This is a genomic window from Chryseobacterium oncorhynchi, assembly GCF_002899895.1.
GTDB lineage: Bacteria > Bacteroidota > Bacteroidia > Flavobacteriales > Weeksellaceae > Chryseobacterium > Chryseobacterium oncorhynchi.
The window spans coordinates 23,271-38,719 of record NZ_PPEI02000001.1 but is presented as its reverse complement, the minus strand read 5'-3'; the positions used below and the strand labels follow the sequence as shown (position 1 = coordinate 38,719).

General features: G+C 35.9%; 11 protein-coding genes. 5 read left to right on the top strand and 6 right to left on the bottom strand.

What is annotated here, in order from left to right; genetic code table 11:
• Positions 1-155: 155 nt before the first annotated feature.
• A complete protein-coding gene (locus C1638_RS00170) occupies positions 156-857 on the top strand; it encodes a porin family protein (RefSeq protein WP_109617113.1) in 702 nt (233 codons plus the stop codon).
• A 103-nt stretch (positions 858-960) separates the two neighbouring features.
• On the opposite strand, the gene C1638_RS00165 is transcribed toward C1638_RS00170, so the two are convergent.
• The 6 genes from C1638_RS00165 to C1638_RS00140 all read right to left on the bottom strand — a co-directional run bounded on the left by C1638_RS00165 (position 961) and on the right by C1638_RS00140 (position 7,835).
• Complete coding sequence (locus tag C1638_RS00165; RefSeq protein ID WP_109617111.1) at positions 961-1,908, bottom strand: glycerophosphodiester phosphodiesterase family protein; 948 nt, start codon at positions 1,906-1,908, stop codon at positions 961-963.
• Positions 1,909-2,051: 143 nt separating this feature from the next.
• Entirely contained in the window at positions 2,052-3,551 is a 1,500-nt protein-coding gene (gene purF, locus C1638_RS00160) for an amidophosphoribosyltransferase (protein ID WP_109617109.1), read from the bottom strand.
• A gap of 140 nt (positions 3,552-3,691) precedes the next feature.
• Positions 3,692-4,414, bottom strand: coding sequence for a phosphoribosylaminoimidazolesuccinocarboxamide synthase (gene purC / locus C1638_RS00155; protein WP_076352005.1), 723 nt, complete (start codon positions 4,412-4,414; stop codon positions 3,692-3,694).
• A 36-nt stretch (positions 4,415-4,450) separates the two neighbouring features.
• A complete protein-coding gene (locus C1638_RS00150) occupies positions 4,451-5,146 on the bottom strand; it encodes a DUF3307 domain-containing protein (protein WP_109617107.1) in 696 nt (231 codons plus the stop codon).
• Between the two features lie 2 nt (positions 5,147-5,148).
• Positions 5,149-5,754 carry a SatD family protein gene (locus tag C1638_RS00145; RefSeq protein ID WP_076352007.1) on the bottom strand — a complete coding sequence of 202 codons (606 nt, stop codon included), beginning with the start codon at positions 5,752-5,754 and terminating at the stop codon, positions 5,149-5,151.
• 161 nt (positions 5,755-5,915) lie between these two features.
• Positions 5,916-7,835 carry an endonuclease gene (locus C1638_RS00140; protein ID WP_109617105.1) on the bottom strand — a complete coding sequence of 640 codons (1,920 nt, stop codon included), beginning with the start codon at positions 7,833-7,835 and terminating at the stop codon, positions 5,916-5,918.
• 191 nt (positions 7,836-8,026) lie between these two features.
• Here C1638_RS00140 and C1638_RS00135 point away from each other — a divergent pair, with 191 nt between their 5' ends.
• The 4 genes from C1638_RS00135 (at position 8,027) to C1638_RS00120 (ending at position 15,238) form a co-directional block, all read left to right on the top strand.
• Positions 8,027-9,166 (top strand): acyl-CoA dehydrogenase family protein, encoded by a 1,140-nt coding sequence (locus C1638_RS00135; RefSeq protein WP_109617103.1) that lies wholly within the window; start codon positions 8,027-8,029, stop codon positions 9,164-9,166.
• A 24-nt stretch (positions 9,167-9,190) separates the two neighbouring features.
• The gene (locus C1638_RS00130; RefSeq protein WP_109617101.1) at positions 9,191-9,688 is read left to right on the top strand and encodes a DinB family protein; all 498 of its coding nucleotides are present in this window, start codon (positions 9,191-9,193) and stop codon (positions 9,686-9,688) included.
• 203 nt (positions 9,689-9,891) lie between these two features.
• Positions 9,892-12,825: a reprolysin-like metallopeptidase gene (locus C1638_RS00125; RefSeq protein WP_109617099.1), complete on the top strand. Its 2,934-nt coding sequence runs from the start codon at positions 9,892-9,894 to the stop codon at positions 12,823-12,825.
• Positions 12,826-13,006: 181 nt separating this feature from the next.
• Positions 13,007-15,238 (top strand): zinc-dependent metalloprotease, encoded by a 2,232-nt coding sequence (locus tag C1638_RS00120; protein WP_109617097.1) that lies wholly within the window; start codon positions 13,007-13,009, stop codon positions 15,236-15,238.
• Positions 15,239-15,449: the final 211 nt, after the last annotated feature.

Below are 15,449 nucleotides of genomic sequence, written 5' to 3'. Positions count from 1 at the left end.
AACAAGAGGAAATAGTTATTTTTTTACTTACAAAAACTACTGCAAAACCTTTGTTAATCATGGTTTTTTGAGTTTGGCAAGCATTTTGCAAAATAAATGGCAAGTGATTGAAAAATCATTTTAAGTAGTAAACAGTAAAATTAAAAAATAAAATTATGAAGAAGTTATTTTTAGGACTGGCTTTAACAGCTGGTACATTAGCCTTTGCACAAGAAACGACAACAACCAATACATCTCCTCTTAAAAAAGACGCTCAACCTATAAGATTTGGTGTTAAAGCTGGAGGGAACTCTGCTTATTTCAGCCAACAACAATTTGGTATGAACAGCCAGAAATTAGGTTTTCATGCGGGTGCTTTTGTGAATATTCCAATCTCTAAGCACTTTAGCTTCCAACCTGAGGTATTGTATAACCAAATGGGTTCAAGAGACGTGATCTCTTCTTTAGAAACTGATAACGGTACAACTAATGTAAAAACTAAATTACAGGATAAATTAACAATGAACTATATCTCTGTTCCGTTAATGGTTCAGATGAGACCTACAGAAAAGTTCTACATTGAAGCTGGACCTGAATTCAGTTATTTCATTAACGGGAAGAATAAAGGTGAAGCTACTGTAGCAAGTACTACAGGAGGTATTACCACTACCACTACAAGCTCTCACTCTGAGGATATTGATAAAGACCAGATTAACAAATTCAACTTTGGTTTAGGTCTTGGTTTAGGGTATGATATTACTTCTAACATCGGTATCAACGCAAGATATGTAAATAGCTTGACAAAGATTGATAAGAGCAGACCTGCTGCTGAAAACAATAACAGAGTTTTCCAGTTAGGTGTGAACTATAAGTTCTAATAAAAATAAACCAATTTTTTAACTCCAGATGCAGTTTTCTGCATTGATAAAATAGCCGGAAGATTTTTCTTTCGGCTATTTTTTTAAATAAAATGTAAAAAAACTATTGAAATATTCTAGGATCATCACTGATCACTCCATCTATTCCCATGCTTTTTAATTCCTGTAGCCTTTCTTTTGTATTAACAGTCCATGGGATTACTTTCATACCCAATGCATGACATTCTTGCACAAGTTGTGGAGTAACAAGAGTATGATCTGGGCTATATATAGTTGGAGTAAAGCTTAGAAACTTCATATCTCCTGCTACCCCATTCAGATGGTCAGGATACAGTTTGAATTTCTCTGTGGGTATATTTTTAAAATAAGCCTGCTGCTGAGCCAACTTTTTATTATCAACCTTTTCTACCAATAATGCAGTCATAATTGTAGGATATTCTTTATGAATAATCTCCAGCGTTCTGGGATCAAAAGACTGAATAATTACCCGATCCTGAATCTTTTTCTCAACAATAATCTTCATCATCAGATCTACAAATTCTTTCGGTTCCGGATGGAAGATATTATCCGAGAAAGGACGTGTTTTCGTTTCAATATTATAAAAAGGCAAAGGTCTTTTCAATGCACGGGAATAAGCTTCGCATGCATCTATTACTTCAGAAAAAAGAGGCTTTTGAGCTTTCATCTTCTTCTGATCAGGATAATTATTAAGCTTTTTCATCCCAACATCAAATGTTTGAATCTTTGCATAAGGCATTTCATAAATTTTATAGTAAAAACCGGAGTCTTTCGGAATATAAGTTCCTTCTGGTTTTGTTATTAATTCAGGCGAAAGAAAAGCATCATGGGAAAGAATTACCTGTTTATCCTTTGTAATAGCCAAATCCATTTCTAATGTCGTAATGTCCATTTTTAAGGCATTTTTCATTGCCGGAATCGTATTTTCGGGATATAGAGATTTTCCTCCACGATGGGCTTGTTTATCGAAAGATTGGGAATAATAAAATTGGGTACATACAAGAAAAAGACCTGTGAGAAATACGTTTTTCATATTCTGAAATTTTAATCTTACAAAATTAAAACTTACATGTATACTGTATAATACAGGAATATTAAGGTTCTGCTATGTTTAAGTAAAACAGAAAAAGAGCCAGGCATAACCTGACTCTCTTGTTTTTATATTTGAATAAAGAATTAATTGAATAATTCTACCTCCTCTCCTTTTCCTACCGGATATTCTTCAGTAAAGCATCCGAAGCAATGATTGGAAGATCCTAATATTTCCTTTAGGTTATCTATACTTAAAAATTCTAAAGAATCTACTCCTAAATAATTTTTAAGTTCTTCTGTAGTCATGTTTGCAGAGATCAGATCATCCTTTGAAGGGGTGTCAATTCCCAGATAACATGGAGCAATAATTGGAGGAGAAACGCTTCTGAAGTGAATCTCTTTTACCCCTGCATCTTTTAGAATCTTAACCAACCTTTTGGATGTTGTTCCACGAACAATAGAGTCATCAATAATAACTACTCTTTTGTCTTTCATTTCTGAAATAATCGGGTTTAATTTCAGGTTGACTACTCTTTCTCTCATTTCCTGAGTAGGAACAATAAAACTTCTTCCGATGTATCGGTTTTTAATCAATACAGGACGGAAAGGAATGCCTGAAGCCTTAGAAAAGCCAATAGCAGCAGGAACTCCGGAATCCGGAACACCAATTACTAAATCTGCATCTACAGGCGCCTGCTCCCAGATTTTTTCGCCTGACTTTTCTCTGATCTCATAAACATTGATGTTTTCTAAGGTAGAGTCAGGTCTTGCAAAGTAGATGTATTCAAACGAGCAGATTCTTTGTTTGCCCTTTGCTTCATCCATCATATAAGATTGAAGTTTTCCCGGTTCATTTTCATTAGTATAAATGATTTCTCCCGGAAGAATGTCACGTACATACTGAGCACCTACAGCATCTAATGCCACAGATTCTGAAGCAACTACGTAAGAGTTCTCATCAATTGCACCTAACACCAATGGACGGATACCATTGAAATCTCGGAATGCAAAGAATTTATTTCTAGTCATTCCTACTACAGAATAAGCCCCTTTAATTTTCTCCATTGTAGCTTTAATCGCTCCACGAAGTCCCAGGTCTAGGTTTTTCTGGATCAGTCTCAAGATAACCTCAGAATCGGAAGTTGCTCTGAAAACTACGCCTTCAGCTTCTAACTCATGCTTTAATTCCTTGGCATTGGTAAGGTTACCGTTGTGTGCTATGGAAAGTATAATCTGGTCATATTCGTTTTTGGCGAAAAATGGCTGGAAGTTATATTTCTTTTTATCTCCTGCAGTGGTATAGCGAGTATGTCCAATTGCAGAATTTCCCATAAAAGTTTCAGGTTCCTGAATGTCTTTATAAACATCCAAAACCAGTCCTTCATCTTTCATGTTGGTAATTCTTCCATCCTTTAAGACAGAGATACCACAAGCTTCCTGGCCTCTGTGCTGTAATGCAAAAAGCCCGAACTGTGAAAGAGAGAATGTATCCAGATCATTGTCTGAATATAATCCGAAGATCCCACATTCTTCATTAGGAGCATCTAATCTTTCCTCTTCCTGAGTTCTGAAAAGATTTCTTCCGTAGATCTGGTTTTCAAACTGTTTTAAATATTCACTTTTATGAATGTCTAAACTTTTCATTTCTATTTTTTCTAATGATTAGAAGTTAGATATTAGATGTTAGAAATTAGTCTAAGTTAACTTCAAATTTTAATTTTGTTTTAACTAACAAAGTATTTTTCAGAATAAACATCTGATACCTGATGTTTAATATCCGAAATTTATTTCTGTAGAAGATTTTTAAGACGGTTGTAGATCTCAACATATGCCTCTGTTACTTCTCCTAAGTCTCTTCTGAATCTGTCTTTATCCAGTTTTTTCATAGTATCTTTATCCCAAAGTCTGCAAGTATCCGGAGAAATTTCGTCAGCAAGGATAATTTCACCATCTGAAGTTTTTCCTAATTCGATTTTGAAGTCTACCAGGATGATATTGATCTTGTCAAACAGGTCGATAAGGATTTCGTTGATGTCTGAAGTTAGTTCATACATTTCATCAAGTTCTTCGTATGTAGCTGCACCTAAGAAAACAGCATGGTGATCATTGATAAGTGGATCTCCCAATTCGTCTTTTTTGTAGCAGATATCGAAGATTGTTACAGGAGATTTAATTCCCTCTTCTACTCCTAATCTTTGTGCCATACTTCCTGCAGAGTAATTTCTTACGACCATTTCCAAAGGAATGATAGAAACTTTTTTTACCAACTGCTCTCTTTCGTCCAATTGTTTGATGAAATGAGTTTTGATTCCTTTTTCATTTAAGTATTCAAAAATAAGGGTAGTAATCGCGTTGTTCATTTCCCCTTTCAGATCAACCTGACCTTTCTTTTGAGCGTTAAATGCTGTAGCATCGTCTTTGAAACGTACTACTACTTCATTAGGATTATCGGTAGCAAATACTTGTTTCGCTTTCCCCTCGTACAACATTTCTTTCTTTTGACTCATAATTTTACTTTCTAAATTGTAGTTAGATTTATTGATTTATTTTATTATTATTCCTGTTAAGACAGCCAGTCCAAAACTCAGCAGTGTACCAATTAATACATATTCTGTAAGTTTTCTCTGTTTTGCCTGTGCTAGGTCACTGAACCTGAAAACAGATTTGGCAGCCACCATGAAACCTACGCCTTCCCAGTGATTCACCATAATAAAGGTGAAGACCAGCAAGCGTTCTAAAATTCCTATATATTTTCCGGCACTTGATAAAGATTCGGTTTGAATATTGTTTGGGCCATCCGGAGCGGGCGTCCATGATGACAATAGTAATTTGATAAAGATAGAAGCAGGCGTTGTCAGAAACAATGCTGCCATAATGATCTTTAGAAATTCTTGATTTTGTAAAAAGCTGAAACTGAATTCCTGAAAATAGAAAGAAACTCCTGCAATAACCAAAATATGAAGTAATTGGTCAATGAAAAACCATCTTTTCTTTGTTTTTACATTCTGAAAGCTAAGCTTTGCGGCATCAATAATGAAATGAGTAACCCCTACCAAAACAGCAACCCACCACAATTGTAAGTCCCAAAGAAAAATAAAGCTTAAAACGGTGTGAATCAGAATATGGAAATATAAAAACTTACTTTTCAGTTTATAGTGCTCCTTATCAGCAACCCATGAATTTGGCTGAAGTGTAAAATCTCCGAGTAGATGTGCCAATATGAGTTTGATAAAGATCATGCCTATAGTTCTGAGATTTTCTTTCTGAAATACTGGTTGGTTTCCACGATGAGCTCATAGTTAGCTCGTTTCAGTCTCTGGCTTATTGAAGACTGTGAAATAGCAAATCTTTTAGCAAGATCTTCCTGTGTGATATCCTTGTTCATGATCATTTCATGAATAATTTCTGATGTAGCCATCGTCCAGTTATCAAAATCTTTGGATGACCATTTCAATAAGATGTTTAGATCCCTATCTACAGAATCACTGGAGGTTTTGATGGCAACAGTGTGCCCGTCACTTTTAAGATCATTCAGTAATCTGCCGGAATTTACATAGGCTGTACCGTTAGATTCGGTAACTTTCTCGGATGAGAAACTCTCTTCACCTATACCAATGGCAATTCTTACATCTAAATTTTCCTGACTCTTGATAAGTGATTTTATGGCTAGAAAATGCCAGAAAACGTCATCTATATTGCATTTGAACTGAAATTCATCTCCTCTGTAGATTTCCCATGTGCCAGGAGCGCTTCCCCAGATTTCGAGAAGATTTTTAAGCTTGGTAATCCAAACTTCAGTGTCCGCATGCTGTGAATTTATAATATCACCGGTAATGACCGCTATCATACTGCAAATATAAGCATAATTACTTATAAATAAAAAATATAAGCAGAAACACTTATAGATATTAATTATTAGTGAATCTGCTTATATCGATTTTATGATAAACACAAGGTTTCTAAGACTTTAGATGAAATGATGATAAGTGAAAAAATTAAAACTCAATACTACTTCTTAATAAATTGTAATATCTTATCATCAGCCCTAAGGATATAAATTCCCGTTGGAAGTCCCTGCACGGAAATATTTTTCTTATTTCTGAACGGATCTTTTTCAGTATAAATCACTTTTCCTGCAAGATCAATAATTTGAACTGTTTTAACTTTTTCTACGGTACCACTTACAAAAAGGATATCATCAACCGGATTTGGATAAACTTTAAACTCGTTATTGGAAGCGATTAATTCTGTAGTAGATAATGTGCCGCCCAGATTCTGACAGTAATTGGATGAATAAGAATCCCACTCACTGATATTAAATGTGCCGGCAGGCTGATTGATGTTGTCTTTTCTATATAAAGATACGTTTCCGTTATTATTAGTGGTATACTTCACTCCAATAGCATCTACAGTAACTGTTTTGTTATAAGCAAGTTCTACATAGTTTCCTCCTGTAAACGTTAGAGGATCAGAAGCAGTTACGAATTTTGCCTGAGCATTAGTATAGCACGATAAGGTAGATTTTGGATTCAAAATAACAAAAGTTTCATTGTTTGCTACTTTGCCCTCCAGTTCATAAGTATCCCCACTATAAATAGCTCCTGAAGTGTTATTTTTAAACTGGATATTGATTCTGTAATTATTTAAATTGACTTCATGCCCTGTTTTATTAACGATTTCCAGCGCATTATTCTTAATGGTATTATTGCTGTTATTGGTTCCTGATATATACTTTGTAATCATAAGATCCGGAGCATATGAATCTGAAGCAATCGTTGAAGCAGTAACTGTGTTACTGAATGTAGACTCCAAATATCCTTTATCAAAAGCTTTTACTGTAAAAGTATAGGTTGTTGACGGGCTTAGGTGGTCAATACTTATAGAAGTTCCTTTTGTAACAGCTACTGGCGTTGCTGACCCATTCATATAAATTCTGTATCCTAAAACATCAGCATCAGGAGAAGAAGCCCAGTTCAAATTCACAAAATAAGCATTTTGCTGTGTTGAAACCAGGGATCCCGGAGCTGCCGGAGCAATATTATCCGGAGTTTCGGACCAGATCATATCAATCCATTCAGGATGATCAATAAATGGATTTCTGTTTTTTTGTAGCGTATAAATGGAATTGTTCCTGTCAATTTCCCTTTGCGACACAGGATCTGCAGCACTCCATTGCTTCAGCATAGCAACATATGGAAGATCTATGGCTCTTTCCTCAGTTCCATCAAGCGGACACTGATCTGTAGCCGGCGTTATGTTTGCTGACGTAGTATAAGCCGTATTGAATGATCCTAGTTTCCCCTCATATCTTACTGCAAAATATAACAAAGTCCTTGCAACATCTCCTTTAAACTCATTAATAGGTTCATAAACTCTTCCTGTATAAGGATAATTTGGAATGGCTGCGTTAGACATTCTCGAACCATTGGTGAAAATATAATGATTCGTATTGTTCCCTATTCCATAAGGGTAATTGTTCCTTCGCTGGTTGATATAAGCATCAACAGGAATAATGAAATTCAGATCCGAATACATAGGGTAATCACTAATAGATGAGCTTGTACTGAATGTGCTTTGTGGCATCATATGCTCCCTGTTATAACCCACACCCTCTCCACTTGCACCAGCTATTAACTGATCAGTCTTGTATTCATAAGCATCGGGTCCCGACGGTATTTCCGAATAGATATCCAACAGATATTGAGTATTGGAAGCATCATGATCATAATATTTGTCAAGATCAGTCTGGTTATAAAGCACCTTCAGGTCATCATAATGCCAGTTGATCATTTTATCCGAAATAATATCATGAAGCTTTGATTTTAGGACGTACCCCGTTAACCCAGCTGTTCCATTATAATATCCGGCAGGTTCCTGCGCAGAAATATAAGTGGAAATTAAAATTATAGGAAGTAGAATTTTTTTCATGCCTTAAAATTGGGAGGCTAAAATAGTAAAATAAAATGCGTACAAGTTTGAATATTTTATTAAGAAAATATTAATTCTCAAAACATAAAAAATTGGAAATTAAAATATTGAACTCTATAATATTATGAATGCAATAATTTTCTTTAGCATTCCGTCAATTTAATTATCTTTGGGAACTAACTATTATCTATATGAACACAGAGACAATTGACAACATCAAAATGATAGCGGAGACAGCTAGAGAATTTGCAGAAAAGAATATCCGACCGAATATTATGGAGTGGGATGAAAGCCAAACATTTCCAAAAGATCTATTTCATCAATTAGGAGAAATGGGATTTATGGGGATTGTAGTTCCTGAGCAGTACGGAGGTTCCGGTTTGGGCTATCATGAGTATGTTACTATTCTGGACGAAATTTCTCAGGTAGATCCATCTATTGGTCTTTCTGTAGCTGCACACAATTCTCTTTGTACAAATCATATTTATGAGTTTGGAAATGAAGAACAAAGAAACAAATGGCTTCCTCAGTTAGCTTCAGGAAAGGTAATCGGAGCTTGGGGATTAACAGAACATAATACAGGTTCAGATTCCGGAGGTATGTCTACCACTGCCGTAAAAGACGGGGATGAATGGATCATCAACGGAGCAAAAAACTTCATTACTCACGCTATTTCAGGAGACATTGCTGTGGTAATGACTAGAACAGGTGAAATAGGAGCTAAAAATAATTCTACAGCATTCGTTTTAGAAAAAGGAATGCCTGGATTTGCATCCGGAAAAAAGGAAAACAAATTAGGAATGCGTGCTTCTGAGACTGCAGAACTTATTTTCGACAATGTACGTGTACCAGACTCGCATCGTTTAGGTGAAGTAGGTGAAGGTTTCAAGCAAGCCATGAAAATATTGGATGGTGGTAGAATTTCTATCGCTGCATTAAGTTTAGGTACAGCAAGAGGAGCTTATAAAGCTGCTTTAAAATATGCAAAAGAAAGACATCAGTTTGGAAAGTCAATCTCTGAATTCCAGGCGATCAACTTTATGCTTGCTGATATGGCAACAGAAATTGATGCTTCTGAACTTCTTATCCAAAGAGCTTCAACTCTGAAAAATGCAAAACAAAAGATGACTAAGGAAGGGGCTATGGCAAAGCTATATGCTTCTGAGGCATGTGTAAGAATTTCCAATAATGCTGTTCAGATTTTTGGTGGTTACGGATATACAAAAGATTTCCCTGCTGAGAAGTTCTACAGAGACTCTAAGCTTTGTACTATTGGTGAAGGAACTTCTGAGATCCAGAGATTGGTAATTGGAAGAGATATTACAAAATAACCATAATTTTAAAAACATATACAAATGATCAAACAAGCCTTATTAGGTGAATTTCTGCATGAAGCAGAAAACACAAGAAAAATTTTAAAAGCAATTCCCGACAGTGCTTTACATTGGAAACCATCTGAAAAAAACTGGACTACTGGTCAATTGGCTTCTCATATTGCAGAAGTTTATAACTGGTATGATTCCACTTTTAATCAGGATGTTTTTGATATGGGCACTTATCAGTATGATAAAGGAGATATTTCCAAGGCGGAAAATATTGTTGCTAAATTTGAAGAAAATGTAGCAAAAGCACAAAAAGCGCTTGAAGAATCGGATGAATCCACCTATTTCAATGAATGGAAAATGGAAATGCATGGTAATGCTCTCTTTCCTCCATCCCCAAGAATTCAGGTAGTACGAGGCTTTCTTTATAATCATTTGTACCATCACAGAGGTGAATTGGTCGTTTATTTAAGATCAACAGGAAATAAAGTTCCCGGACTTTACGGTCCCACCGCTGATGATAAAATGTAATTAAAAAATTATTATACTAATAATTGAAATGGCATGCGTGTTTACGTATGCCATTTCTATTTTAACTCCACTTTATTTAAATTATATTCAATGTATTACATAATATATTAAATGGATATTCTAAATTTTTCATAAAAATTTTTGTTTTTCGTAACATATTTTTTATTAATTTCGATTTACCATAACAAAAACAAATATTTAATATGAAAAGACAATTAACCCTGATTGGAATGCTCCTGATCACAGGAGTTTCCTACGCACAAACTGACCGTCTATGGTCCCAGGACTCCAAAAAATCATCTTCGGAGATCTTTGAGAACAAATCCAGCATCCAAAATCCAAAGGTATATAACCTGGATATTAACGGATTAAAGAATGCTTTAGCAAAAGCTCCAAAAAGACTGGCAGTTGGCGAAAAATCAGAACTCATCATTTCTTTTCCAAATTCTGATGGCAGAATGGAAAGTTTCAAAGTGAAAGAGAATTCCAACTTTACTCCGGAACTGGCGGCAAAGTATCCGGATATCAAATCCTATGTAGGAGAAGGCCTTGAAGATCCAAATTCTACAGTGTATTTCAGTATTTCTTCTCTCGGATTATCTTCTATGGAGATATATGGAGATAAATCTGCTGTATTTATTGAGCCTTATTCCAAGGATCTTTCTACGTATGTTGTTTACAAAAAATCTGACAAGAAAGATGATCTCAGCAAATTTGAATGTACAGTAATAGATGTTGCTAAAAAAGGAGTAACCAATGCAAATATTGCAGCAAGACCGAATGCTGACGATGCTAAATTAAGAACATTCAGACTGGCATTGTCATGTACAGGAGAATACACCACATATTTCGGAGGTACAAAAGCTCAGGCTTTAGCAGCAATGAATAATACGATGACTCGTGTGAACGGTGTTTTTGAAAAAGATTTCGCAGCAAGAATGGTGCTGATTGCTAATAACGATGCTGTTATTTACACCAACGCTTCTACAGACCCTTATTCTGCTTCATCCGGCATGAGCAGCTGGAATTCTCAACTGCAAAGTACTCTTACTTCTGTGATTGGTGAGGCTAATTATGATATCGGACACTTATTTGGAGCTTCCGGAGGTGGTGGAAATGCCGGTTGTATTGGTTGTATTTGTACAAATGGATCAAAAGGTAGTGGCTACACTTCACCTGCAGATGCAATTCCATCAGGAGATAACTTTGATATTGATTATGTTGCCCACGAAATGGGACATCAATTCGGTGGAAATCATACATTCTCCCATGGAAATGAAGGAACAGGTGTTAATATGGAACCTGGATCAGGATCAACGATTATGGGATACGCAGGAATTACCAGCCAGGATGTTCAACCTCACTCGGATGCGTTTTTCCATGCAGTAAGTATTCAGCAAATCACCAATAATATTAAAGCGAAAACCTGTTCTGTAAATACAAGTACAGGAAATGCAATTCCTACAGCTAATGCAGGATTAGATTATACTATTCCAAAAGGAACACCATTCGTATTAACCGGAACCGGAACTGATACTGATGGAGATTCTTTAACCTATATCTGGGAACAGATGGATAATGCTTCTTCCTCTCAAACAGGAGCAAGTTCCGCAGCAAGCGCTACAAAAGCTTCTGGTCCTAATTTCAGATCATGGACCCCGCTTACTGTCCCTACAAGATATTTCCCAAGAATGGCTTCTATTTTAGCGGGTGCAACAACAACGGCTGGTTCAGAAATTACAGTTGAAGCTCTTTCTTCAGTAGCCAGAACATTAAACTTCAGATTTACTGTTCGTGATAATAGATCCGGAGGTTCTGGAAATAATTCTGACGATGCAGTAATCTCAGTTAATGGAACAGCAGGTCCGTTTACCGTAACTTCACAAAACTCTGCAACAACATATGCCGGAGGAAGTTCTCAAAATATAACTTGGGATGTGGCAGGAACTACTGCAAACGGAGTAAATACAGCTAATGTAGATATTCTTTGGTCAACAGACAGTGGTAATACATGGTCTACTCTATTATCAGCAACTCCAAATGATGGTTCACAAGCGGTAACTATTCCTAATTCTACAACGACTACAGGAAGAATTATGGTAAAAGGATCTAACCATATTTTCTTTGATGTAAATAATGCTAATATTTCTGTAAATGCAGGTTCAGGAACTCCTGACACGATTGCACCTACAGCTCCTACCCTTGCCGCTTCAGGCACAACTTCCACAAGCACTAACCTTTCTTGGTCAGGAGCTACTGACAATGTAGGAGTTACAGGTTATGATGTATATCAAGGAGCATCATTAATTGGTTCTACAGCTTCTACAACCTATACAGCAACAGGATTGACTTCTTCCACAACGTATAGCTTCTCCGTTAAAGCAAAAGATGCTGCAGGGAATGCTTCTTCTTCGAGTAATACAGTAAGTGTTACTACTCTTGCAAGTGGAGGAACTGTTACTTATTGTTCATCTTCTGCTTCCAATACAGCGGATGAAAGAATTGGAAATGTGAGCTTCGGAACCATTAACAATACTTCAACAGGAACAGCAGGTTACGAAAATTTCACTTCTATTTCTACAAACGTTACAAAAGGAAGTGCATATACAATCTCTGTCACTCCAGTTTGGACTTCTACAAAATATAGTGAAGCATATGCAGTTTATATTGATTACAATGGAGACGGAGACTTTACAGACAGTGGAGAATTAGCTTGGTCAAAAGCAGGTTCCACAACCTCTCCGGTTACAGGATCTATTACGATTCCGGCAACTGCTACTGTTGGTTCTACAAGAATGAGAGTAATGATGAAGTATAGTTCTATCCCTACTTCTTCATGTGAAGCTTATACGTATGGACAAGTTGAGGATTATACTCTTAATATTGTTTCTTCCGGAAGAGGTGAGCTTAGCAATACCAAAGATTTGATCACAGGTATTAAGCTATACCCTAACCCTGCAAAAGACATATTAAATATCTCAAATACAAAATCTGAAGATTATAAAATCTTAGATATGGGTGGAAAACTAATTGACTCAGGAAAACTTCAAAGAGGTTCTGTAAATGTAAGCGGCCTGATTAAAGGAGCTTATATGATCCAGATCGGAGAAAAGGCTCAGAGATTCATTAAGAATTAATAGTCTATTAAAATTTTAAACGATGTGAAGACTGCTCTTATACAGAGCAGTCTTTTTATTTATTTATACTCAGTAAGTTGAATATTTCCTCTAATTATTATTTAAAATCGTTCTAAAGAAAATTATTTTTTTTATAATATTTTTACTAGATTTGATAAATACAAAGAAAATTAGTGGCTACATGAAAAAACAACTATTAATGATGGGAATGCTTGTCCTGTCAGGTATTTCTTTTGCGCAGACAGATCGTCTATGGACTAAGGGATCTCAAAAAAATTCTTCATCAATTTTTGAAAACATGTCAAATATTGATGGACCTAGACTTTTCCACTTGGATATCAATAGTTTGAAAAGCTTATTAGCAAGAACACCTAAAAGATTAACAGAAAAATCGGGTATCATTATTTCTTTTCCTAATTCAGTAGGAAAAATGGAAAACTTCAGGGTAACTGAAAACTCTAATTTCGATCCTGAATTAGCAGCAAAATATCCGGATATTAAATCTTATATAGGTCAAGGAATAGAAGATCAATCTTCAACGGTTTATTTTAGTGTATCTCCTCTGGGGCTATCTTCCATGGAGATATATGGGGATAAATCCGCTGTTTTTATTGAACCTTATACCAAGGACCTTTCTACCTATGTTGTTTATAAAAAGTCTGACAGAAGAGATGATTTAAATAAACTTGAATGTAAAGTACTGGAAACTGCTGAAAAAGGAGCTTCCAATACAGTTGCGGCTAAAAATGCCAATGATGCTATATTGAGAACATTCAGACTGGCGCTTTCATGTACAGGAGAATATACGACGTATTTCGGAGGAACAAAATCGCAGGCTTTGGCTGCAATGAACAATACCATGACAAGAGTAAATGCAATATTTGAAAATGATTTTGCAGCAAGAATGGTACTTATTCCTAACAATGATGCAATCATTTATACCAATGCTTCTACAGATCCATTTTCCGTTTCTTCACAAATGGATAAGTGGAATTTTGAGCTTATGAATGCACTAAACTCTACCATTGGTAATGAAAATTTTGATATAGGCCATTTATTTGGTAAAGATGGTGGTGGCGGTAATGCAGGATGCATAGGCTGTATCTGCAGCAATGATATGTCTACTTATGTATATCAAGGGATAACTTACCCTAACGATTATAAAGGTAGCGGATATACATCACCAGCCAACGGTGTCCCATCTGGAGATACTTTTGACATTGATTATGTAGCTCATGAAATGGGTCATCAATTTGGAGGAAACCATACATGGTCTTATACTTCTCAATCAAGCTTACAGCCCGTAGAACCAGGTTCAGGATCTACCATTATGGGATATGCAGGAATTACGAGTTATGATGTTCAAAAAAATTCAGATCCGTTTTTTCATGCTAGAAGTATAGAACAAATTACAAACACCATTAAGGCAAAAACCTGTTCTGTAAATACACCTACAGGAAATACCGTTCCTACAGCCAATGCAGGATTAGATTATACCATTCCTAAAAGTACACCTTTTGTACTAACCGGTACCGGAACTGATGCAGACGGGGATTCTCTTACTTATATCTGGGAACAGATGGATAAAGGAACTTCTTCCCAAACAGGAAGTAATTCTGCTGCTACGGCCACAAAAACTGCAGGTCCGACATTCAGATCATGGGTACCTACAGCTTCTCCGGTAAGATATTTCCCAAAAATGGCCTCTGTTCTGACAGGAGCAACCACTACAGCCGGAATGGAAATTAACGTAGAAGCCCTATCTTCCGTAGCAAGAGATCTTAATTTCAGATTTACAGTAAGAGATAATAAATTAGGAGGTGCAGGAAACAGCTCAGATGACACCAAAATTACAGTGAATGCTGCCGCTGGCCCTTTCACAATAACTTCACAAAACAGCGCTTCTTCTTATTCAGGAGGTAGTTCACAGACCGTAACATGGAATGTAGCAGGAACTACGGCTAACAATATCAATGCTGCTAATGTGGATATTCTTTGGTCAACTGACAACGGAGATTCATGGACTACTCTATTAGCCGGGACTCCAAATGATGGCTCGGAAGCGGTAACAATTCCTAATGCTACAACTAGTACAGGAAGAATTATGATTAAAGGAAGTAACCATATCTTCTTTGATGTGAATAATGCCAATATTGTCGTAGCAGCAAATGAATTGTCAACTTCAGAAACAACACTGGCTGGATCTACCGAGATCAAGCTTTATCCTAATCCTGTGAAAGATATCCTTACTCTTTCAAATACGAAGAATGAAGAATATAAAATCTATGACATGTCAGGAAAACTAGTAATGGAGGGTAACCTTCAGAGCGGAACCCTAAACGTAAGTAGATTGGTAAAAGGAACCTATGTGATTCAAGTTGGAAAATTTGCAAAGAGATTTATTAAAAAATAAATAACTTCCAAATCCAGATATTAAAAGACTGCTCATTATGAGCGGTCTTTTTTATGTCAACTTCATGGTTAATTTAAAATGAAAAAAAGTCATTTAAAAATAGAAATACGCGTAGTTTATTTTTAATATTTGGCTATTATAAAATAATATCACTACTATTTGAGTTTTTTAATTAAATTTACGCTCAATATTATTCTTATCATTGTACCGT